Source organism: Streptomyces tibetensis (genome assembly GCF_040647715.1).
GTDB classification, from domain to species: Bacteria; Actinomycetota; Actinomycetes; order Streptomycetales; family Streptomycetaceae; genus Streptomyces; species Streptomyces tibetensis_A.
This window is the reverse complement of sequence record NZ_JBEZCR010000011.1, coordinates 69,501-90,962: the sequence shown is the minus strand read 5'-3', so window position 1 is coordinate 90,962 and position 21,462 is coordinate 69,501. Positions and strand designations below refer to the sequence as shown.

General features: G+C 72.5%; 20 protein-coding genes. 6 read left to right on the top strand and 14 right to left on the bottom strand.

The window, feature by feature from the left end:
* Positions 1 to 190: 190 nt before the first annotated feature.
* The 11 genes from kynU to AB0B29_RS27585 all read right to left on the bottom strand — a co-directional run bounded on the left by kynU (position 191) and on the right by AB0B29_RS27585 (position 11,991).
* Positions 191 to 1,414 (bottom strand): kynureninase, encoded by a 1,224-nt coding sequence (kynU, locus tag AB0B29_RS27635; protein WP_362244171.1) that lies wholly within the window; start codon positions 1,412 to 1,414, stop codon positions 191 to 193.
* Positions 1,407 to 2,237 carry a tryptophan 2,3-dioxygenase family protein gene (locus AB0B29_RS27630; RefSeq protein ID WP_362244170.1) on the bottom strand — a complete coding sequence of 277 codons (831 nt, stop codon included), beginning with the start codon at positions 2,235 to 2,237 and terminating at the stop codon, positions 1,407 to 1,409. The genes kynU and AB0B29_RS27630 overlap by 8 nt, the downstream gene beginning before the upstream one ends.
* 168 nt (positions 2,238 to 2,405) lie before the next feature.
* Entirely contained in the window at positions 2,406 to 2,819 is a 414-nt protein-coding gene (locus AB0B29_RS27625) for a DUF3151 domain-containing protein (protein WP_190198187.1), read from the bottom strand.
* Between the two features lie 186 nt (positions 2,820 to 3,005).
* Positions 3,006 to 4,472, bottom strand: a complete 1,467-nt coding sequence (locus AB0B29_RS27620) for an MFS transporter (RefSeq protein WP_362244169.1) — start codon at positions 4,470 to 4,472, stop codon at positions 3,006 to 3,008.
* A 105-nt stretch (positions 4,473 to 4,577) separates the two neighbouring features.
* On the bottom strand, positions 4,578 to 5,600 hold the full coding sequence (gene fbaA, locus AB0B29_RS27615) for a class II fructose-bisphosphate aldolase (protein WP_362043948.1): 1,023 nt from the start codon (positions 5,598 to 5,600) through the stop codon (positions 4,578 to 4,580).
* Between the two features lie 148 nt (positions 5,601 to 5,748).
* A complete protein-coding gene (pyrE, locus tag AB0B29_RS27610) occupies positions 5,749 to 6,297 on the bottom strand; it encodes an orotate phosphoribosyltransferase (protein WP_161361521.1) in 549 nt (182 codons plus the stop codon).
* A 10-nt stretch (positions 6,298 to 6,307) separates the two neighbouring features.
* Entirely contained in the window at positions 6,308 to 7,096 is a 789-nt protein-coding gene (locus AB0B29_RS27605; RefSeq protein WP_362244168.1) for an aldose 1-epimerase, read from the bottom strand.
* 179 nt (positions 7,097 to 7,275) lie between these two features.
* Complete coding sequence (locus AB0B29_RS27600; protein ID WP_362244167.1) at positions 7,276 to 8,262, bottom strand: SRPBCC family protein; 987 nt, start codon at positions 8,260 to 8,262, stop codon at positions 7,276 to 7,278.
* 378 nt (positions 8,263 to 8,640) lie between these two features.
* A complete protein-coding gene (locus AB0B29_RS27595) occupies positions 8,641 to 10,293 on the bottom strand; it encodes a polyamine aminopropyltransferase (RefSeq protein ID WP_362244166.1) in 1,653 nt (550 codons plus the stop codon).
* A gap of 216 nt (positions 10,294 to 10,509) precedes the next feature.
* A complete protein-coding gene (locus tag AB0B29_RS27590) occupies positions 10,510 to 11,037 on the bottom strand; it encodes a DUF2617 family protein (RefSeq protein ID WP_362244165.1) in 528 nt (175 codons plus the stop codon).
* Between the two features lie 657 nt (positions 11,038 to 11,694).
* Positions 11,695 to 11,991: a hypothetical protein gene (locus tag AB0B29_RS27585; RefSeq protein ID WP_362244164.1), complete on the bottom strand. Its 297-nt coding sequence runs from the start codon at positions 11,989 to 11,991 to the stop codon at positions 11,695 to 11,697.
* Positions 11,992 to 12,119: 128 nt separating this feature from the next.
* Here AB0B29_RS27585 and AB0B29_RS27580 point away from each other — a divergent pair, with 128 nt between their 5' ends.
* From AB0B29_RS27580 to AB0B29_RS27560, 5 genes are all read left to right on the top strand, one after another.
* Positions 12,120 to 13,307 (top strand): pyridoxal phosphate-dependent aminotransferase, encoded by a 1,188-nt coding sequence (locus AB0B29_RS27580; RefSeq protein WP_362244163.1) that lies wholly within the window; start codon positions 12,120 to 12,122, stop codon positions 13,305 to 13,307.
* A gap of 190 nt (positions 13,308 to 13,497) precedes the next feature.
* On the top strand, positions 13,498 to 14,079 hold the full coding sequence (locus AB0B29_RS27575; RefSeq protein WP_362244162.1) for a hypothetical protein: 582 nt from the start codon (positions 13,498 to 13,500) through the stop codon (positions 14,077 to 14,079).
* 113 nt (positions 14,080 to 14,192) lie between these two features.
* Entirely contained in the window at positions 14,193 to 15,392 is a 1,200-nt protein-coding gene (locus tag AB0B29_RS27570) for a peptidoglycan-binding domain-containing protein (protein ID WP_362244161.1), read from the top strand.
* Positions 15,393 to 15,435: 43 nt separating this feature from the next.
* A complete protein-coding gene (locus AB0B29_RS27565; RefSeq protein WP_362244160.1) occupies positions 15,436 to 16,194 on the top strand; it encodes an ABC transporter ATP-binding protein in 759 nt (252 codons plus the stop codon).
* On the top strand, positions 16,191 to 17,516 hold the full coding sequence (locus tag AB0B29_RS27560) for an ABC transporter permease (RefSeq protein WP_362244159.1): 1,326 nt from the start codon (positions 16,191 to 16,193) through the stop codon (positions 17,514 to 17,516). The genes AB0B29_RS27565 and AB0B29_RS27560 overlap by 4 nt, the downstream gene beginning before the upstream one ends.
* 143 nt (positions 17,517 to 17,659) lie before the next feature.
* Here AB0B29_RS27560 and AB0B29_RS27555 read toward each other — a convergent pair whose 3' ends face one another.
* Positions 17,660 to 18,019 (bottom strand): SH3 domain-containing protein, encoded by a 360-nt coding sequence (locus tag AB0B29_RS27555; RefSeq protein ID WP_362244158.1) that lies wholly within the window; start codon positions 18,017 to 18,019, stop codon positions 17,660 to 17,662.
* A 302-nt stretch (positions 18,020 to 18,321) separates the two neighbouring features.
* On the opposite strand from AB0B29_RS27555, the gene AB0B29_RS27550 reads away from it, so the two are divergent.
* Entirely contained in the window at positions 18,322 to 19,956 is a 1,635-nt protein-coding gene (locus AB0B29_RS27550; RefSeq protein ID WP_362244157.1) for an ATP-binding protein, read from the top strand.
* Between the two features lie 63 nt (positions 19,957 to 20,019).
* Here AB0B29_RS27550 and AB0B29_RS27545 read toward each other — a convergent pair whose 3' ends face one another.
* Positions 20,020 to 20,712, bottom strand: coding sequence for a response regulator transcription factor (locus AB0B29_RS27545; protein ID WP_362244156.1), 693 nt, complete (start codon positions 20,710 to 20,712; stop codon positions 20,020 to 20,022).
* Positions 20,713 to 20,882: 170 nt separating this feature from the next.
* Positions 20,883 to 21,437 (bottom strand): Uma2 family endonuclease, encoded by a 555-nt coding sequence (locus AB0B29_RS27540; RefSeq protein WP_362244155.1) that lies wholly within the window; start codon positions 21,435 to 21,437, stop codon positions 20,883 to 20,885.
* Between the last annotated feature and the right edge of the window lie 25 nt (positions 21,438 to 21,462).

Below are 21,462 nucleotides of genomic sequence, written 5' to 3'. Positions count from 1 at the left end.
TCCAGCGATGAACCGTACGCGGCGGACCGGTTGAGGGGCTCAGCCGCTGGCCGGGACGGTACCAGGCGCATGACGTGCGCGGACATGCGGTTGTCACGCTCGGTGAAGAACGGGTGTCACACTCGGTGAGAATCGGACGGACACCGCGGGGGCCGGGGCACCACCGTGGCGTCCCGACCCGCCGCGCCGCTCAGGCCAGCGTCTGCGCCAGCACCCGCGCCGCCCGCTCCACGTCGGCGAATCCCACGTACAGCGGCGTGAAGCCGAAGCGCAGCACGTCCGGGGCCCGGAAGTCGCCGACCACGCCCTGCTCGATCAGCCGCTTCATCACGTCACCCGCGATGGGGGCACCTCCCTGCTCGAACGAAGTTGAGAGCTCGGGGGAGCAGCGCAGCGCGATCTGGCTGCCCCGCTGCTCGTGCGCCACCGGCGTCACGCACTCCACCCTGCCGGCGGGCACATACGCCGCCACGCACTCCAGGAAGAAGTCCGTCAGCGCCAGGGACTTGGCCCGCACCGCCTCGACCGACACCCCGTCCCATACCTCCAGGGCCGCCTCCAGGGCGAGCATGGAGAGGATGTCGGGCGTGCCGACCCGGCCGCGCAGGGCGCCGGAGGCCGGTTCGTAGCCGGTGCGCATCCCGAACGGCTCGGCGTGCGAGTTCCAGCCGGGCAGCGGCGAGTCGAAACGGTCCTGCAGCTCCCGCCGCACATACAGGTACGCCGGTGAACCGGGCCCGCCGTTCAGGTACTTGTAGGTGCAGCCGACCGCGAGGTCCACGCCGTGTTCGTCCAGCCCGACCGGCAGCGCGCCGGCGCTGTGGCACAGGTCCCAGACGGCGACCGCCCCGGCCTCGTGCGCGGCGGCCGTCAGTGCGGGCAGGTCGTGCAGCCGGCCGGTGCGGTAGTCGACGTGGTTGAGCAGGACGGCGGCGGTGCGCTCGCCCAGCGCGCCCGGCACGTCCGCGGGTGTCACGGGCCGCAGGGTGCAGCCGGTCATGCGGGCCGCGGACTCGGCGATGTACCCGTCGGTGGGGAAGGTCGTCGCGTCGACGAGGAGCTCGTCACGGCCCGCCCCGGCCATCCGCACCGCGCCCACGAGTGCCTTGAAGACGTTGACGCTGGTGGAGTCGCCCACGACGATCTGCCCGGGCGCCGCCCCGACCAGCGGGGCGATCCGGTCACCGATCCGCTCGGGCGCCGTCCACCAGCCGCTCTCCTCCCAGGACCGGATGCGCAGCTCGCCCCACTGGCGGCGTACGACGTCCTCGACCCGGCCGGGCACGACTGCGGGCAGCGCACCCAGCGAGTTGCCGTCGAGGTAGACCACGTCGTCGAGGACGAAGTCGGCGCGCCTGCCGGCCAGTTCGTCGACGGCGTCCAGCTTCTGTGCGCGTTCCGTCAGCTCAGACATAGGACCGCGCCGTCCACAGCTCGGGGAAGACGTTCTTCTGGGCGCGCTTCTCCAGCCAGGCCACCCCGGCGGAGCCGCCCGTGCCGGTCTTGGCGCCCATCGCGCGGCGCGTGGCGACCAGATGGTCGTTGCGCCAGCGCCACACCAGCTCGGCGACGTCGCTCAGCGCCTCGCCCAGCCGGGCGACCTCGTCGCTCTCGTCGCCCGAGTAGACGGCCGTCCAGGCCGCCTCCACCTCCGGCGACGGCTCGTAGCGCCGCGAGACGTCGCGCCGCAGCACAGCCTCCGGGATGTCGTGCCCGCGCCGCGCCAGCAGCCGTACTACCTCGTCGTACAGGCTCGGCTCGTGGAGCGCCTTCTCCAGCTCGGCGTGCACACGGGGGGCGCCACGGTGGGGGACGAGCATGGACGCGGACTTGTCGCCGAGCAGGAACTCCATGCGCCGGTACATCGCCGACTGGAAGCCGGAGCCCTCGCCGAGAGCGCTGCGGTACGAGTTGAACTGGGCCGGCGTGAGCTGGGCGAGCGGCTTCCAGGAGTGGTTGAGCGCCTCCAGCTCGCGGACGGACCTCTTGAGCGCGGCGACGGCGGTCGGGATGTCGTCACCCCTGAGCGCGCCCGCGGCCGTCTCCCACTCGTGGACGATGACGGTGAACCACAGCTCCATCACCTGGGTCGTCACCAGGAAGACCATCTCTCCGGGATCGTCGGAGAGGGTGTGCTGGAGGTGGGTCAGCACGTCCGCCTTGACATAGTCCTCGTACGGCGTCGTGCCGTTGAAGTCGAGATGCGGGGTCTCGGGCTCGTGAGCCTCGTGGGACATCGCTGTCTCCTGCGTATTACTCCGGGTAGCGGTCCGCCCCTGCCGAATCCGACACGGGGGCCCCGGTCCCCGAGGGCATCTTGCGCAATCGTCCTGTGAAACGCAATCGTGCCCCGAAACCGCAAGGCCCGCCTTTCGCGGACGGGCCTCGCGTGGACCGACCGGGCCTCAGCCCAGGACCTGCGCCGCCGTCGGCGAGGAGTCCTTCAGGAACTGGGAGCAGCGCTCGTACTCCTCCTGCTCGCCGATCGCCTGCGCGGCGCGGGCGAGGGCGTGCAGGGCACGCAGGAAGCCGCGGTTCGGCTCGTGCTCCCACGGCACCGGGCCGTGGCCCTTCCAGCCGTTGCGGCGCAGCGCGTCCAGGCCGCGGTGGTAGCCCGTGCGGGCGTACGCGTAGGACTCCACGGCCGCGCCCCGCTCGAACGCCTCGTCGGCGAGCTGCGCCCAGGCGAGCGAGGAGGTGGGGTGCGCGCCGGCGACCTCGACGGACGCGGCACCCGCCGCGAGCATTTCCCGCGGGCCGGGGTCGTCGGGGAGATGGGTCGGGGGCGGGCCCCCGAGAAGGTTCTCGTGAATGGACATGCCTCAAGTCTGAGGCATGAACCGGACCGCGGGCAGCCGCCCGACCCAGCTGCGGGTCATCGTGCCGCTGGGGCGATGGGGGTCCCCTGCTCGAGCGCAGCCGAGAGCTTGGGGGACGGTGGGTGCAGCGGCACCCGGCGTCGCCGGGTTGCGCAACGCCCAGGCCTCAGCACCGACGCCCAGCAGCTAGGACAACCGCTTCCGCACCGGCTCCCCCTCCAGCGGCGGTGCCGTGACGCCCCCGTGCCGCAGGCATTCCGGCCGTTTGCAGTCCGGCGGTGGCCTGCGGACCACCGCGGCCGCGATCACCGCGCCGGCCACCAGCGCCCCCGCACACCACCCCATCGCCTTTCCGAACGCCGTGTCGAAGGCGGCCGGCTCCCGGTACGCCTCCTCCCCCATGCCCGTCAGCAGCGGCAGCGCCGCCACCGCCATCAGGCCCGCCGCCCGGGCCGCCGCGTTGTTGATGCCGCTGGCCAGCCCGGCGCGCACCACGCTCACCGAGCCCAGCACGGTCGCCGTCAGCGGTGCCACCAGCGTGACCATGCCCAGCCCGAGCACGACCAGCGCGGGCAGCACGTCGGCGAGGTAGGACGCCCCCGGCCCGACCCGCAGCATCAGCAGCATCCCGGCCGCGCACAGCAGCGGCCCCACGGTCAGCGGGATCCGCGGCCCGATGCGGTCGGCCAGCTCCCCGGAGCGCGCGGACAGCAGCAGCATCAGCACGGTCGTCGGCAGCAGCGCCGTACCGGCGGCGAGGGCCGAGTAGCCCACGACGACCTGGAGCTGGAGCGCGCCGAGGAAGAAGAACCCGCCGAGCGCCGCGTACACGCACAGCGTGACGAGGTTGACGGCCGTGAACTGCCGGGACGCGAAGATGTCCGGCGGCATCATCGGATCGGGCCGGCGTCGCTCGACGATGACGAACGCGACGGCCGCGGCCAGCCCGGCCACCGCCGAGACGACCACCACGAGACCGCCCTCACCGGCCTCGATCAGCGCGTACGTCACCAGCGCGAGCGCGAGTGCCCCCAGTACGGCCCCGAGCACGTCGAACCGCCCGTGCGCCTGCTGGTCCCCTGATTCGGGAACATGCCGCAGGGCGACCGGAACGCACACCAGGGCCACCGGCACGTTCAGCAGGAACACCCACCGCCAGCCCGGCCCGTCCACCAGCCAACCGCCGACGAACGGCCCGACCGCCGCCCCGATCCCGCCGAAGCCGGACCACAGGCCCACCGCCCGCCCCCGGTCGTCGGGGTGGAAGGACGCCTGGATCAGCGCCAGAGACCCGGGGGTCAGGAGCGCGCCGCCGACCCCCTGCAGTGCCCGCGCGGCGATCAGCACACCCGCGTTCGGCGCGATGCCGCACAGCAGCGACGCCAGCGCGAACCACACCACGCCGACGACGAAGACCTTCCGCCGCCCGAACCGGTCCCCGAGCGCCCCGCCGAGCAGGATCAGCCCGGCCAGCGTGACCATGTACGCGTTGACCGTCCACTGCAGGGCGGACAGACTCGCGTCGAGGTCGCGCCCGATGCGCGGCAGGGCGACGTTGACGACGGTCGAGTCCAGCAGCGCCATGCTGGAGCCGAGGACGGTGGTGAGCAGGATCCACTTGCCCCGCGGTGAGGCCAACCGGACATCGGGCATGCAGGGAGCATACGGAAGAGCCCGGCACCTCAGGAGGTGCCGGGCTCCACGCGAGCGAACCGGATGCGAGCCGACGTGAACGGGCCCGCCCGGTGCGTGCCGGACTTACTTGATCTTCGTGCCGGTCGAGCGCAGGTTGCCGCAGGCCTCGACGACACGCGCGGACATGGACGCCTCGGCGAGCTTGCCCCAGGTGCGCGGGTCGTAGGTCTTCTTGTTGCCGACCTCGCCGTCGACCTTCAGGACACCGTCGTAGTTGCGGAACATGTGGTCCGCGACCGGGCGCGTGAACGCGTACTGGGTGTCGGTGTCGATGTTCATCTTCACGACGCCGTTCTCCAGCGCGGTACGGATCTCCTCCTCCGTGGAGCCGGAGCCGCCGTGGAAGACGAAGTCGAACGGAGACGCCTTGCCGTACTGGGCGGCGACGCCCTCGTTCAGCTCCTTCAGCAGCTCGGGACGCAGGACGACGTTGCCCGGCTTGTACACGCCGTGCACGTTGCCGAAGGACGCGGCGAGCAGGTAGCGGCCCTTCTCACCGAGGCCGAGGGCCTCGGCGGTGCGGATCGCGTCGTCGACCGTGGTGTAGAGGGAGTCGTTGATCTCGTGGGAGACGCCGTCCTCCTCGCCACCGGTCGGGGTGATCTCCACCTCGAGGATGATCTTCGCGGCACGGGCCTGCTCCAGCAGCTCCTGCGCGATGGAGAGGTTGTCGGCGAGGGTCTCGGCCGAGCCGTCCCACATGTGCGACTGGAACAGCGGGTTCAGACCGGCCTCGACGCGCTTCTGGGAGAGCGCCAGCAGCGGACGTACGTACCCGTCGAGCTTGTCCTTGGGGCAGTGGTCGGTGTGCAGCGCGATGTTCACCGGGTACTTCTCGGCGACGATGTGCGCGAACTCGGCCAGGGCGACGGCGCCGGTGACCATGTCCTTGTTGTACTGACCGCCCAGGAACTCGGCGCCACCCGTGGAGATCTGGACGATGCCGTCGCTCTCCGCCTCAGCGAAACCACGCAGGGCCGCGTGCAGGGTCTGGGTGGAGGTCACGTTGATGGCCGGGTAGGCGAACTTTCCTGCCTTCGCCCGGTCCAGCATCTCGTTGTAGACCTCGGGAGTTGCGATGGGCATGCGTCCGCTCCTTGTATCTGCGGGTTGACGTACTGCTGTGTCTAACGGCCCTGACCTAGACCTTGGGGTGCGACGTCATCGTCGGCCCCATCTTTCCAGACTTGGCCGGAAGGTCCAGGCCACCGTCCACGCCCTGGTCAGTACCCGGTCAGTCGAGGCCCAGCTCGTCCTTGGAGAAGGCGAAGAGGTACGGCACCCCGGCGCCCTCCTGGATCTTCTCGGCGGCGCCGGTCGCCCGGTCGACGATGGTCGCGACGGCGACGACCTCGGCCCCGGCCTCGCGCACGGCCTCGACGGCGGTCAGCGGGGAGCCGCCGGTGGTCGAGGTGTCCTCCACCACCAGCACGCGGCGGCCGGCGATGTCCGGGCCCTCGACGCGCCGCTGCAGGCCGTGCGCCTTGGCGGCCTTGCGCACGACGAAGGCGTCCAGGCGCTTCCCGCGCGCGGCGGCCGCGTGCAGCATGGCGGCTGCGACCGGGTCGGCGCCCATGGTGAGCCCGCCGACCGCGTCGAACTCCAGCTCGGCGGTCAGGTCCAGCAGCACCTGCCCGACCAGCGGAGCGGCCTCGCCGTCGAGGGTGACGCGCCGGAGGTCGACGTAGTAGTCGGCCTCGAGACCCGACGACAGGGTCACCTTGCCGTGCACCACGGCCTTGTCCTTGATCTGCTGCAGCAGCGCGCCGCGTGTGTCCGTCATGCCGCCCAGCTTAGAGGCGGCGCCAGCTCCAGGTCGTCGAGGCCTCCAGCGGCTCCAGGGGCGTGACCAGGTGCGGCAGGGTGTTGAGGCCGTTGGGCGGGCCGGTCTGCGGCTCCACACACACGGCCTCCTGTTGCTCGTCGTAGACGACGACCCACTCCTCGCCGCTGGTCACCTTCAGCTCCAGCTGACCGGGCCACGTCAGGGTCGCCTCGACGCCGCCGGGCATGCCGAAGCAGTCGTCCCACGGGCCGGGCTTCGGGTCGACGCGGTTGCCGGTGGGCAGGTGGTCGTCGCCGCGCTCCTCCTGCCAGGCGGGGTCGAAGTCGAGGGTGACGTCCTGGCCGCCGAGGTTCCGGTTGAACCAGGGGTGCCAGCCGATCTGCGCCGGGAAGGACGACTCGTACGTCTCGACGGACATGGTGAGCGTCAGCGCGTCCTCGGCGAGGGCGATGATCTGGGTGACGCGGCCCGGGTAGGGCCAGGGGTCGACCAGCTCGCAGGTGAGGACGGCCTCGTCCGCGCTGGTCCGGGCGGTGCGCCAGACGCGGTCGCGGACGGTGCCGTGGATGGCGTGGGGCGGGGCGTTCAGCGGCAGCTGCCGCACCTCGGCGCCGTCCAGGAACCGTCCGTCCCGGGTCCGGCCGCACCAGGGCACCATCGGGAAGCAGCCGAAGCGCTCGCCCTGGCGCAGCAGTTCGACGCCACCGATCCGCAGTCCTCCGACCCGGCCGCCGTTGCCCGGCTGCACGGTCACCTCCGCGTCACCCGCGGTCAGCGTGATGTCTTCGTCGCTCACGGGACGACCCTACTGCGGTGATCAAGAGGGCCTCAGGCCGCGCGCCGCTTCGGTCCGCTGTGCCCGGGGCGGGGCTGGGCGGTCAGGTACGGCCGCCACCTGGATATCGGCGTCTGCGTACGGCCCCGACCGCCCCGTGGTTCAGCGGCGTCTGCGCAGGGCCCGGACCGCCCCGTGGTTCAACGGCGTCTGCGCAGGGCCCGGACCGCCACGATGGCCGACGCCAGGGCCAGGGCCGCCGCGGGGGCCGCCCAGCGCAGCGGGGCCGGGGCCGTCACTGTCTGGGGCGCGGGCACGGGGGCGTACCGGCCCCGCGGCGGGGCGTGGTCGACCTCCTCGGCACTGCGTCCGATCATGGTTCGTCGCGCGTGCGCCGCCTCGGCGATGTCGTCGTCCTCGTCGTCCTGGTCGTCCTGGTCGATGTCGTCGTCCTCGTCGTCCCTGGGTCCCGAAGAGGAGGGCGGGGCGTCGGCGCCGAAGCCGGAGGGACGCCCGGGGGCCGGGGGTTTGTGGGTCATACCGGGGTCGGAGGGACGCTCGGGGGCCGGGGGTTCCTCGGTGAGACCGGCGTCGGAGGGACGCTCGGGGCGCGGCTCCTCGGACAGACCGGGGTCGGAGGGGGCCTCCGCGCTCCCGTCGGCGCCGGGCGGGGGCGGTGGTGCCTCGTCGTCCGCGCCGGGCGTCGTCTCGTGGTCCGTCGTCGCGCGCGGTTCGAAGTCCTGCGTGGCGGGGGGTGTGGTGGTCTCCGGCGCCGCGGCGGCCAGGTGCTCCGCGAAACGGGTCAGCAGCCGGGTGACCGCACCCTCCACCGCGTCCGCCGGGAGGTCGCTGATCCGTCCGTCCGCGGTGGCCGTGCCGTCGTACACGACGGTGCAGCCGTCCTCCGCCTCGCGCAGGGCGATCCGCAGGCCGAGGTTGACCGAGCCGCTGCCGCGCGACTCCTCCGCCTCGCCCTCGACGGCGTACGCGCCCTCGCGCCGGGTCACCCGCACGGCACCCCGGTAGGTGATGGAGTGGCTGCCGACACGGATCTTCAGCCGCCCGGCGACGGGCTCGGCGCCGGCCTCCTGCTGGAGCCCGGGAACGGCCCGGGCGACCCGCGCGGGGTCGTCCAGCACCTCCCTCAGCCGCTCGGCCGGAACCGGAACGAACACCTCGTGCTCCATGTCGACGGACTCTACCCAGCACAGCGCGGAACGCACCCCCGGCTGAGGGATTCGCTGCCCGATCCGCACCCACCAGGCGTATCCTCCCGGCCCCGTCCGCCGGACGGGTTCCGCGAGGAGGGCACCGCGAGGAGGGGCCGGAGCGGAGGGGCCGGAGCGGAGGGGCCGGAGCGGAGGGGCCGGAGCGGAGGGGCCGCGAAGAGGCACCTCAGCCGGCACTTCGCAGACGGCACCGCGCGGACGGCCTCACGAAGACGACCCCCCGCAGACGGCCTCACAAAGACGGCCCCGCGCAGACGGCCGCCCAAAGAGAGTCCCGGCGAGCACGGCCCCACGCGGGAGCCCCCAAGGACGGTCCGGCGAACGCGGCCCCGCCCCTCAGTAGCGCGGGTGCACCAGTGTCGACGCGGGCAACCCCGCGATCCGGGTCCTGCGCGCCGCCCGTTCCCCCGCGGCCAGGGACGCCTCCGTGAGGACACGGGGCCGCGGGCCGTCCGGGTCGAGCCGCAGTCGCGGGTCCGTGCGGGCGGCCAGGACGAAACCCCAGTCGCGCGCGCGGGAGCGGTCCGCGGGGGTGCGGTCCGGCCCGGCTGCAAGACCGATGTGGCGGCCGCCCGTGCCGTACGGGGCGGTGCGGAAACCGGCCGCGCGCAGGGTTGCCTCCACCGTCCAGTACACCCGGGGGCCGGCCGCGACCGGCCCGGCGTGCACCACGAACCGTCCGCCGGGGGCCAGCGCCCGCCGCGCGAGGCCGTAGAACTCCTGCGAGTACAGCTTCGTGCTCGCCGTGATCCCCGGGTCCGGCAGGTCCGAGACGACCACGTCGTACGTCGCCGGAGCCGCGCCGCGCAGCCAGCCGAAGGCGTCCTCGATCGTCACGTGCACCCGTGGGTCGCCGAACGCGTGCCGGTTGAGCGTGGACAGGGCGGGGTCGGTGCGGGCCAGGCGGATCACCTCGGCGTCGAGTTCGACGACGTCGACCCGCTCCACTCCGGGATGGTGCAGCACCTCGCGGGCGGCCAGGCCGTCCCCGCCGCCGAGGATGAGCACGCGCGCGTGCGGCCCGCTCATCGCCGGGTGGACGAGGCCCTCATGGTAGCGCAGTTCGTCGCGTCCGCCGACCCGCAGCCGGCCGTCGAGGAACAGGTCGAGGGGCCGCCCGTGCGTGCCGCCGGTGAGGACGACCTCCTGCACCTCCGTCCGGAGCGCCACCCGGACGTCGTCGCCGTACAGGGCCTGCCGTGCGGCCCGTTCGAAGTCGTCGACGAGGACGGCGGCCGAGGCGAGGACCGCGAGGACGAGGACGTTGCCGATCAGCAGCAGCCAGCGGGCGCGCCGGGTCAGGTCCCGGCGGAACAGGCCGAGCACCAGCGCACCGCCGACGACCGCGTTGACCGCGCCGGTGAGCAGCGCGCCGGTCAACTGGCCGAGGAACGGCAGCAGGAGGAAGGGAAAGGCGAGGCCGCCGACGAGGGCGCCGACGTAGTCGGCGGCGGACAGGTCGGCGACCGCGCCGCCCGCGTCCTGGCGGCGGATCCGCTGGATCAGCTCCATCAGCAGCGGGACTTCGGCGCCGATGAGCAGCCCGGTGGCCAGGGAGAAGGCGACCAGCAGGCAGCGCGGACCGTTGGCCCACATCCCGCCCCAGTCGCCGGTCCAGGCGAACACCGCGTACAGGGCCATCGCGCTGCACCCGCCGACGAGCGCGAGGGCGGCCTCGACGGCACCGAAGCCGGCCGCTGCGAGCGGGCGCAGCCGTTTCGCGGCGAGGGAACCGATGCCCATGGCGAAGACCATGACGGACAGCACGACGGACGCCTGGGTGACGGAGTCGCCCATCAAGTACGAGGCGAGCGCGACGAGTTCCAGTTCGTACACGAGTCCGCAGGCCGCGCAGACGAACACGCCCGCGAGGACCAGGAACCGTCCGGTGCCGGGCCGCACGGGCAGCCGCGCCGGGCCGGCGGGGCCCCCCGGGGCGCTCCAGGGCGGCGGGCAACCGGGCGGGGCGGGCGCGTGCGGCTCGATCACGCTGCGACGTTACGTCACGCCTCGACTGCGGTTCGTCACCCACACGTGTGGTGCTGGTTTACAGGGCCGGACATCGGTACGAGATTCGGTTCGCCGCATGCGGTTCCGCGGGGCGGCGGGCAGCGGGGGTGGGCAGCGGGGGGGGAACAGCCGTGTGGGCAGCAGGGGTGAACAGCCGGAGTGTCAGCCGGGTGCCGAAGTCGCCGTCGGGCCGGGTCAGTCGACGAGCACCGCGGCAGGCACCCGCACACCCACTTTCGTGCGGGTCGCCACCAACTGCCCGTCCTGCGGGTAGGCGTGCCAGGTCCGCCAGTGCACCTGGCCCTCGTAGTACTGGGCGAGCAGGGCCGTGAAGGCGTAGGGGCTGCCGGGGAAGACACCTGCGAGGCCGTGCGGGTGGTCGGAGACGAGGGCCAGCAACTCCTGGGCCCGGCCCGCGAAGGAGCCGGGCGAGAGGACCTCGACGCGGGCCGCGAACTCGTACTCCCAGTCGTCCACCCGCTTGGCGACGCCGAGCGGGAGCGGGGTGCTGCTGCCCGCGATGCACGCCACCGTCTCCGAGCAGACGCCCCGCTCCTCCTCCAGCAGGACCTGGTGGGACGCGCCGAGGAGCCGCAACTGCAGTTTGGTGTCCGCCAGTTCGAGATCGAGCACGGCCAGTGCGGGAAGTGGCTCGCACCCCAGGGCCCACGCGAGATCGGACGCGCGCGTGTCGGTGTAGGAGGTGTTCAGGGTCGTGAGCATGGATCGGCTCCGCAAGCACACAAGGAGAGGGAGTGGGGTCCGCTGCGCCCCGGTGGCACGGCACCGGGGGATGTCGGCCCGGGGCAGCCCGGTCGGCCGGTTTCAGGAAGGTGTCCGCAGACGTCCGTGGGGCTGCGTCGGTGACTTAGAGGGAATCATGAACGGTGGCGCCACCACAGCGTTTTTACCCAAGTTCGTAGGGTTTCCATCCCTCAGAGGGCTCCACAGCTCAATTGTTCAACCACGGCGTGCGCCGGAGCCGGGGAGGCGTGCGCCGGTGCGCCGTGGCCCGCGCCCGCAGCCGGGGCGCGGGGGCTGCCCGGGTTCCGGCGAGATCCCGAAGTGGCCGCCGACGGCGCGCAGTTGCCCGAGTCGCACCATGCCGGGCGCGGGTTGTCCTACAGACATGGGACGTTGCGGACAGCCACTCGAAGCCACCCGACAGACATTCGACACATCGTCCGTCCGGGACTCTTGCCCCTCTGGCCCCCCGTGGCCCCGTCACCCCGTGGTGCCCTGGCCGCTGACCTCCTGCCCCATGGCCTCCTGACCCGCCGGCCCCCTGGCCCTCCGACACGGCAACGCGGGGCCCGCCCCAGGTGCGGACCCCGCGTTCGGTGGATACGGCTCCCCCGTCGTGAGGACGGCCGACGTCAGTCAGCTGCCTCCACCGCCGCAACCACCGCCACCACCCCCGCAGGACGACCCGCCTCCGCAGGACGAGCCGCCGCCGCAGGAGTGTCCCCCGTGGTGTCCGCCGTGGTGACCGCCGCCGGACGAGCCGGAGTCTCCCCCGCCCGCCCACCAGCTGCCGCCGGCGCTGCTGCTGCTCGAACCGGTGGACGCCCACCCGCCGCGACGCGTCGTTCCCCGGGAACCGCCCCCACGGGCCTTGGAGACCAGCGCCCCGACCAGGACGACTGCGACCACTACCAGGATGATGCCGACGATCATGGCGTCACCCTCCTTCCATGTCCCCCGAAGCGGCCCCCCGTGGGCGCCTCGCTCTTGCGTGAAGCGGTGATGCCCTCCCCGCTCACGGCCCAACACAGAGTTGAGGAACTCCAGAGCTTCGGCGCAGGATGACCGGCATGACCTCCAGCGCGCGCCCCCTCCTGAACCGTCGGCTCGCCGAGTTCGGGACGACGATCTTCGCCGAGATGTCCGCCCTCGCCCTGAGCACCGGCGCCATCAACCTCGGGCAGGGCTTCCCCGACACCGACGGCCCCGAGGAGATCCGGGAGGCCGCCGTACGGGCCCTGCGGGACGGCCGCGGCAACCAGTACCCGCCCGGCCCCGGCGTCCCCGAGCTGCGCACCGCCGTCACCGCGCACCAGCAGCGCCGCTACGGCCTCGCCTACGACCCCGACACGGAGGTCCTGGTCACCGCCGGAGCCACGGAGGCCATCGCCGCCGCCCTGCTGGCCCTGGTGGAGCCCGGCGACGAAGTGATCGCCTTCGAGCCGTACTACGACTCCTACGCCGCGTGCATCGCGATGGCCGGTGGGCGCCGGGTCCCGGTCACGCTGCGTGCGCAGGAGGACGAGGGCCGTTTCCGTCTCGACCTCGACGAGCTGCGCGACGCCGTCACCGACCGCACCCGGCTGCTGCTGATCAACACCCCGCACAACCCGACCGGCACGGTCCTCACCCGCGAGGAGCTGGCCGCGATCGCCGAGCTGGCGGTGGAGCGGGAGCTGCTGGTGGTGACGGACGAGGTGTACGAGCACTTGGTCTTCGACGACGCCGAGCACGTGCCGCTGGCGACGTTCCCGGGGATGCGCGAGCGTACCGTCACCATTTCGAGCAGCGGAAAGACATTCTCGTTCACCGGTTGGAAGGTCGGCTGGGTGACGGGGTCCCCGGAGCTGGTCACGGCGGTGCGCTCGGCCAAGCAGTACCTGACGTACGTCTCGGCCGGCCCGTTCCAGTACGCGATCGCTGAGGCGCTCTCGCTGCCCGAGTCGTACTTCGCGGACTTCCGCAGCGACATGCTGGCCAAGCGGAACCTGCTGGCGGCGGGCCTGGAGGAGGCCGGTTTCCGCGTCTTCCGCCCCTCCGGCACGTACTTCATCACCACCGACATCCGTCCCCTCGGCGAAACGGACGGCTTCGCCTTCTGCCGCGGCCTGCCGGAACGCGCCGGCGTCGTCGCCATCCCCAACGCCGTCTTCTACGACCACCGCGAGGAGGGCGCGCCCTTCGTGCGGTTCGCGTTCTGCAAGCGGACAGAGGTACTTCAGGAGGCCGTGAAGCGCCTGAAGTCGTAGTTCGGGCCGCAGGGGCTCCGCCCGCCCGGGAGGCGTCGGCGGCTTGCCGACCGCGATCGGCAGCCGTCCACCCGCCGATGCGCGCCGCATGACCGGATGACAGGTTCTTCAAAGGTTCTTCATCACCTCCGGCCTACGGTCGGCAGGCCCGCCGCGCCCGCGGTCGGGCGCGACAGGAGGCGGGGAACCGATGAGGACGAACCGGGTGCTGATGGCCGTGGTGACGGCGTCGGTCATGGCGATCACCCTGGCCGGCTGCGGGGGCGAGGGCGACACCCCCAAGGTCCCGACCGCGGACGGCGACAGGGCATCCGGCACCGCGTCCGGCAAGGCGAACGCGCCGAGTGGCGGCGACGACGTGGCCGCGTACGTGAACGCCCAGCGCGAGTGGGTGAAGTGTCTGCGGAAGAACGGGGTGGACGCCCCCGACCCGGACGCCAAGGGGCAGGTCAACTTCGGCGACAACGCGGCGCTGAAGAAGAACACGAAGTTCCTGGACGCCTCCGAGAAGTGCGCGTCGCTCAAGGCGGCCGTCCCCGAGGGCCTCGAGAACGCCAACCAGCCCGAGCTCACCCCCGAGCAGATCAAGGTCAAGCGCGACTACGCCGACTGCATGCAGAAGAACGGCGCCCCCGACTTTCCCGATCCCGGCCCCGACGGGACCGCGCAGGGCTCCGAGTGGAACCAGACGTCGGCGGGGGCCAAGCGTGCCACCCGTGTCTGCGCTCCGATCATCGGGGACCCGGCGGACCAGCCCGCGGGCAAGGGCTGATGACGGCGGAGACGGTTGTGCAGACCGATCACGAGCGCGGGGCGGCTCCCGCGCCGCCGCCTCGCGGTCGGCGCGGACGGCGAACGGTCCTGGTGGCGTCTGCCCTGGTCGTCGTGGCGGCAGTCGCCGTGGTCGGCGCGCTGGGCCTCGGCGGAGACAGGGCGGATGAAGGCTCCTCCGCCCCGCCCCGATCGGGCTCCACCGTCCCGGTCACCCGGACCACACTGACCGAACGCACCACGGTGGACGGACAGTTGGGCTACGGCTCCGAGATGCCGCTGCCCGTCAAGGCCACGGGCACCGTGACCTGGCTGCCCGCGGAGGGCACGACCGTGAAGCGCGGCGGCACTCTGCTGCGCGTCGACGACCGGCCGGTGGTGCTGCTGTACGGGACGCTGCCGATGTACCGGGAGCTGGGCCTGAGCTCGGGCGCCCAGCAGGGCACCCGGCAGGAGGCCGGGAGCCAGGGGGACACCCAGGGCTCCGGTGCCAAGGGCCGCACGGACGGGAACTCCGGGGCTCCGGACCCCTCCGGGTCCGGGTCGCCGACGCCGGGTGGCGCCGAGGCCGGGGCCGTCGGGACTGGGGCCGGGGCCGGCAGGAGTGGGGACACGCTGCGCGGGATGGACGTCCTGCAGTTCGAGAGCAATCTCGCCGCTCTCGGCTACACCGGCTTCACCGTCGACGAGGAGTTCACCGAGCTCACCGCCCGCGCCGTCAAGCGCTGGCAGAAGTCCCTCGGGCTTCCCCGGACCGGCACGGTCGGTATCGGGGACGTCGTCTACTCCACCGGCAAGGTACGGATCGGCCACGCGGGTGTCCGGCTCGGCTCACCGGCCACCGATGACGCCCTCAGGTACACCGGTACGTCCCGGAAGGTCGTCGTCAACGCCTCGGCGGCGGAGGACTCCTGGGCCGTGCGCGGCGCCGCCGTCACGATCGGGCTGCCCGACGGGAAATCGGTGAAGGGCGAGGTGGCCTCGGTGGGAAAGAGCGCGACCGCGCCCGAGGAGGGAGGCGGGGAGGGTGACTCCGCGACACCGACGGTTCCGGTGACCATCACCATCAAGGACCAGAAGTCCGTGGGGCGGCTGGAGAGCGCGCCGGTCACCGTCGAGTACGTGGGGCGGGAACGGGTGGACGTCCTCACCGTCCCGGTCGCCGCGCTGGTCGCCCTGGCCGAGGGCGGCCACGGCCTGGAGACCGCGGACGGCCGGTTCGTCGCGGTGAAGACCGGGCTCTTCGCGGACGGCCGCGTGGAAGTGAGCGGAAGCGCGGTGCGCGAGGGCATGAACGTGAGGATCCCGGAGTGAGCGGAAGCGCGGTGCGCGAGGGCATGAACGTGAGGATCCCGGAGTGAGCGGAGCATCGGCGGTCGTGGAGTTCGACGCGGTCTCCAAGACGTACCCCGGTGGTGTGGCGGCGGTACGGGACGTGACCTTGCGCATCGGGCGCGGCGAACTCGTCGCGGTCGTCGGCCCGTCGGGCTCGGGCAAGTCCAGCATGCTGAACCTCATGGGCAGCCTCGACCGGCCCACCGCCGGGCGCGTGCTGGTCGACGGCCACGACGTGGCAAGGCTGACGGACCGTGAGGTGTCGGCGCTGCGGGCCACCCGGATCGGCTTCGTCTTCCAGCAGTTCCATCTGGCGGTAGGGGTTCCGGTCCTGGACTCCGTGGCCGACGGGCTGCTGTACGCCGGAGTACCGCTGCGCCGTCGCCGGGCCCGCGCGGCGGCGGCGCTGGAACGCGTCGGCCTCAGCCACCGCGTCCACCACCTCCCGCACCAGTTGTCCGGCGGCGAGCGCCAGCGGGTGGCGGTGGCCCGGGCGGTGATCGGCGAACCGGCGGTCCTGCTGGCGGACGAGCCGACCGGCAACCTGGACTCCGCTTCCGGAGAGGCCGTACTCGGTCTGCTGCACGAGCTGAACGCCGCCGGGACCACCGTCGTGATCATCACCCACGACCGGGAGATCGCGGCCGGGCTGCCCCGCCGTATCGAGATGCGCGACGGCCGCGTGGTGGCGGACACCGCGACCGATTCCGCGCCGGACGACGCGCCGAGCGACGCGCCGAGCGAGGCGCAGGACGACGCTTCGAGCGAGGCGGTCCGATGACCGACGGCACGACGAACGGCCCGCCCATGGACGACGCCCCGCCGACCCTGCCGTCCGGCCCCCGCGGGAGCCGCCCCCGCGGAAGCGACGGACGTGGCCGCGGACGAGCGGGCGATGACGTCGGTGGCACGGGCGGCCGGCTGCGGGCCGCCCGCCTCGGTCCCCAGGACATCGTGCGGCTCGGCGGGACCGGGCTGCGGACGCGGCCCCTGCGGATCTTCCTCTCCGCGCTCGGGATCGCGATCGGCGTCGCCGCCATGATCGCGGTGGTCGGGATCTCCGGCTCCGGCCGGGCGGAGGTGGACCGCCGACTCGACGCGCTCGGCACCAACCTGCTGCGCGTCGCCCCCGGCGACTCACTCGACGGCACCGAGGCCGAACTGCCCCACGAGGCCGTCCCGATGATCGGCCGCATCCCGCCCGTGCAGCAGGTCGCCGCCACCGGCGCGACCGACGCGCACATCTACCGCAATGAGCACATCGCCATCGGACGCACCGGCTCCCTGGAGGTCCTCGCGGCCGACAGGCGCCTGCTCCCGGCCGTCGGCGGCCACGTCCGCCGGGGCCGCTGGCTGGATTCCGCGACGGAGCAGTACCCGGCGGTCGTGCTCGGCTCCACGGCCGCGGTCCGGCTCGACGTGTACACACCGGGGACCCGGGTCTGGCTGGGCGACCGCTGGTTCTCCCTCGTCGGCGTCCTCGATCCCGTACCGCTCGCGCCGGAACTCGACAGCGCGGCGCTGGTCGGCTGGCCGGCGGCCCGGACGTACCTGCGCTTCGACGGCCATCCGTCGACGGTCTACGTCCGCGCCGAGGACAGCCAGATCGCGGCGGTACGGGGCGTGCTGCCGGCCACGGCGTACCCCGAGAAACCGGGGCAGGTCCGGATCTCCCGGCCCTCCGACGCGCTCGCCGCCCGCGAGGCCACCGAGTCGGCGCTCACCGGGCTGCTGCTCGGCCTCGGTGGAGTGGCGTTGCTCGTCGGTGGCGTCGGGGTCGGCAACACGATGGTCATCTCGGTCCTGGAGCGGCGCCCCGAGATCGGCCTGCGCCGGGCGCTGGGGGCGACCCGCGGCCAGATCCGGACCCAGTTCGTGACGGAGTCGCTGCTGCTGTCGCTCATCGGCGGCCTCGGCGGGACGGTGCTGGGGACGGCGATCACTGCGGTCTACGCCCTCAGCCGCGACTGGCCGACGGTCGTCCCGGTGTGGGCGAGTGCCGCGGGCATCGGCTGCACCCTGGTCATCGGCATGGTCGCCGGACTGTATCCGGCGGTACGGGCGAGCCGGCTGTCACCGACGGAGGCCCTGTCCGGCTCCTGAGCGGCCCGTCCGCCGAACGAGTCGGGGCGGCCGAACGAGTCGGCGGGCGGCCGTACGCGTGAGGGGCGGCCTCGGTGAGACCGCCCCTGATGCACCATCACTCCTGCTTGCCCGGCACTCCTGCGGGAGGGCCGGCGAGCGTACTAGAAGCCGCAGTAGACGAGGCTGCCGCCGTCGCTCAGCAGGTCGTCGCGGACCCAGCCGGACGTACCGGTGGTGTCGTTCCGGAGGTACGTCCAGGTCTCGTTGCCGCTGCCGATGCGCGTGTAACAGTGGTAGTCGAGGCGGTGGGTGTTGTAGGCGATGCCGTTGCTGGCGCAGTTGGTGCTGGAGCCGCTTCTCTCGTTGGCGCCGTTGGCCGTCCTGTTCCAGGCGCTGCTGTCCATGTCGGAGGCGGTCCTGCCGCAGGACGCGGCCGCGGTGGCCGGGGTGGAGAGGGCGAGCGGGACGGCCATGGCCACCGCCGCAAGGGCGGGTACGACAGCTGCAATTCGACGCTTCACTTTGAACCCCCATGAATGCGTTCTCTGTCGGCACTGCTTCCCCGGGCCGTCGGACGACACCTGAGCGAAACAGCGACCACTGCACCAATCGGGGTGCAAGTGGCGTCAGTACGATCACAGCCAAAGAGACGCTGAAGAAATTATTCCGCCCTTAACCGTCCAATTACTGCCCATGAGAGGCCGAAAATGCCGGAAGCGGAAATACGCCACTCCACTGCCCTTTCGGCCGGGAGCGCCCCCTTGACGAGCGTCCGGGTCCCGCCCGGCACACACGTCCTCGCAGCTGGGCGGGGTGGCACGCGATGAGCTTCCGGCTTCGGGTACTCGGCCTGCTGATGCTGGTCGCGATGGCCGCCACCGCCGCCACCGGCTGGCTGACGCTGCGTCAGGCGAACCGCCAGGTCCAGGAGAGTGTCACCGCGGGACGGCAGGAGGTCTCCCGGATCACCGGCGACCTCCGCGCGTACGGGTTCGCGCACAGCACCTGGGAAGGCCTCTCACCGACGGTGCGGCGCCTGGCCGAGGACACCGGCCAGCGCATCCGGGTCGCCACCGAGAACGACGTCCTGCTCGCCGATTCCGACGCGCTCGAGGGCCGTACCCCCCGCCCTGTGAGCAACCAGCCGCCCGTGCTGGTCGACCCGCGTCCCGTCCTGCGGATCCCCGCGCGACAGCTGCCGCGGACCTCGATGAAGCTGACGGCGACCGCGATCGCCCAGTACCGCGCCGAAGCGGTGTACGCGGCCTGTCTGACCCGGGCGGGGGCCGAGGTGACGGCCCGGCCGGACGACACCGGCGTGCCGCGGATCGGCACCGAGCGCCGGCCGGAACAGTGCGAGGAGCCGAAAGGCGAACCGGACCCGCAGACTCCGCAGGACCTCGAGGTGATCCGGACCTGCGAATCGGAGCAGCAGTTCACCACCTGCCTGCAGCGGGTGTTCAACGAGCGCGTGGGCTCCGCCGCCCCGCCACGCCTGGTGATCCGTCTCGGCGTCCGGGACGAGTCCCCGCCCAGCCTCGCCGCGGCACCCACGATGGCCGTCGCGGGCGGCGTCGCCCTCGCCGCCGTGCTCGGCGCGCTGCTCCTGAGCCGGGCGGTGCTGCGCCCGGTCCGTGCCATGACCCTGGCCGCCGGGGGTCTGGGCGAGGGGGACCTGGGGCGGCGGGTGCCCGTCTCCGGCCGGGACGAGATCGCCCAACTCGGCCGTGCCTTCAACCGGATGGCGGAGTCCATCCAGGCCGGCGAGGAACGCCAGCGCCGCCTCACCGGTGACATCGCCCACGAGCTGCGCACCCCGCTGGCCAATCTGCGCGGCTATCTGGAGGCACTGCGGGACGGGGTCGTCGAGCCGACCCCGGAGCTGCTCGACTCCCTCCACGAGGAGGCGCTGCTGCAGCAGCGGATCGTCGACGACCTGCAGGATCTCGCGCTGGCCGAGGCCGGTGCGCTCACCTACCACCGGGGCCGCGTCGACTTGCGCGAGCTCCTCGAAGCCGCGGGCACGGCTCACCGTGCCCAGGCCGACGCGGCAGGTGTCGCGCTGCGGCTCGAGGCGCCGCGGCCTGTGGACGTCGTCGCCGACGCCGACCGGCTGCGCCAGGTCGTCGGCAATCTGGTCGGCAACGCACTGCGGGCCACGGCACCGGGCGGCACGGTGACACTGGCCCTGGCGCGGCAGGGCGATCTCGCGTTCCTCCAGGTGCGGGACACCGGAAAGGGGATTCCCGCCGAGGACCTGCCGCATCTCTTCGACCGCTTCTGGCGGGCGGACGCGGCGCGGGGCCGCGCCACCGGAGGAAGTGGCCTGGGGCTGTCCATCGCCCGCCAGATCGTGACCGACCACCAGGGGACGATCGCCGTGGAGAGCACCGTCGGCGTCGGCACGACCTTCACCGTCACGCTCGCCGCGACCGGGCCGTCGGCCGACGCCGGCTGACCGGCCCGGTCAGGACCCCTCGCGCGGCTCAGGCGGGCGCCTGGCCCCCAACCTGAGGAAGCACTACTGGCCGTCCACCAGGCGGTATCCCCGGCCGTACACGGTCTCCAGATGGCGCGGCCGGGCGGGGTCGTCCCCCAGCTTCCGGCGCAGGTTGCGCACATGGGCGTCCACCGTGCGCTCGAGCACGTCGCTGTCGAAGCCGAAGGCGCGCTCGATGATCTGGGCCCGGGTGAACACCCGCCCCGGCTCGCGGGCCAGGGCCTCCAGTATCGAGAACTCCTTGGAAGTCAGGGCCACCGGACGGCCTGTCACCCGGACCTCGAAGCGGGCGGTGTCCAGTTCGACCGCGCCGACCCGCAGCACCTCGCTCCCGGCCGCGCCGGTTTTCCTGGAGCGCCGCAACAGCGCCCGTACCCGTGCGGTGAGTTCGCGGGGGCTGTACGGCTTGGTGAGGTAGTCGTCGGCCCCCAGGTCGAGGCCGAGGAGCATGTCCTCCTCGGTGCTCCGCGCGGTCAGCAGCAGAATCGGAACCTCGTGGCCCTCGGCACGCAGGATGCGGCATACGTCGAGTCCGTCGACGAGTGGCAGCATCACATCGAGGACGATGAGATCCGGCGCCGTCGAGCGTGCCCGTTCCAGCGCTGCCCGGCCGTCGGCCACGACCTGCACGGCGTTGCCTTCCCGTTCCAGATAGATCCGGATGAGACGAGATTGTTTTTCGTCATCTTCGGCGATCAGGATGCGCGCGCTCAATGATTCTCCTCGGCGAGGCCCTCCACGATTCCAGCACCGTTGATATCAACGCGCCTCCGGAATTCCCACCTCCGGAAATTCCCACCTCCGGGAAATCCGGCGTACCGGCCACACGTACACGGCTGCCCCGAGCCGCCACGCACCCGCGCCGCCGCACCGGGACTCCGTCGTCAACGGGCGTCTGCCTCGGGCTCCGGACGCGGGAGCTCGTCGAGATCGAGGGTGAAGGTGCGGCCGTCGGCCAGGGGGATAGGGAGCTTGCCCGTGCCGTACTGGTGGGTGTGCGCCGCGATGTAGCCGGTGGTGGTCGGCTGGGTGTGGAGGACGACTTCCTGCGCGTAGGGGTCGACGACCAGGTAGATCGGGATGCCGTAGCGGCCGTACTTCGCGGTGCAGTCGTCGTAGTCCTTGCGTGCGGAGGAGGTCGAGACGACCTCGGAGATCAGCAGGACGTCCTCGAAGCTGTAGCGCTTGCCCTCCCGGCGGGCGTCTTCGCGGAGGATCGCCAGATCGGGAGCGGAGTTCTCGTCGGCGGGGAAGTCGATGTAGACGTCGGAGACGGTCTTCGCATGGCGTCCGAGGGACACGACCGTGTCGTACTGCATGGACTTGATCGTGCTGGAGTGCTCGACGCTCTGCGGGGTCATGATCACCTTGCCGTCAGCCCCGAACAGGACCGTGTAACCCTTGGGGAACTCGGTGTTCACGATCGCGTCGACGCTCATGGACGGCTCCTTCCCGTGTGTGGTC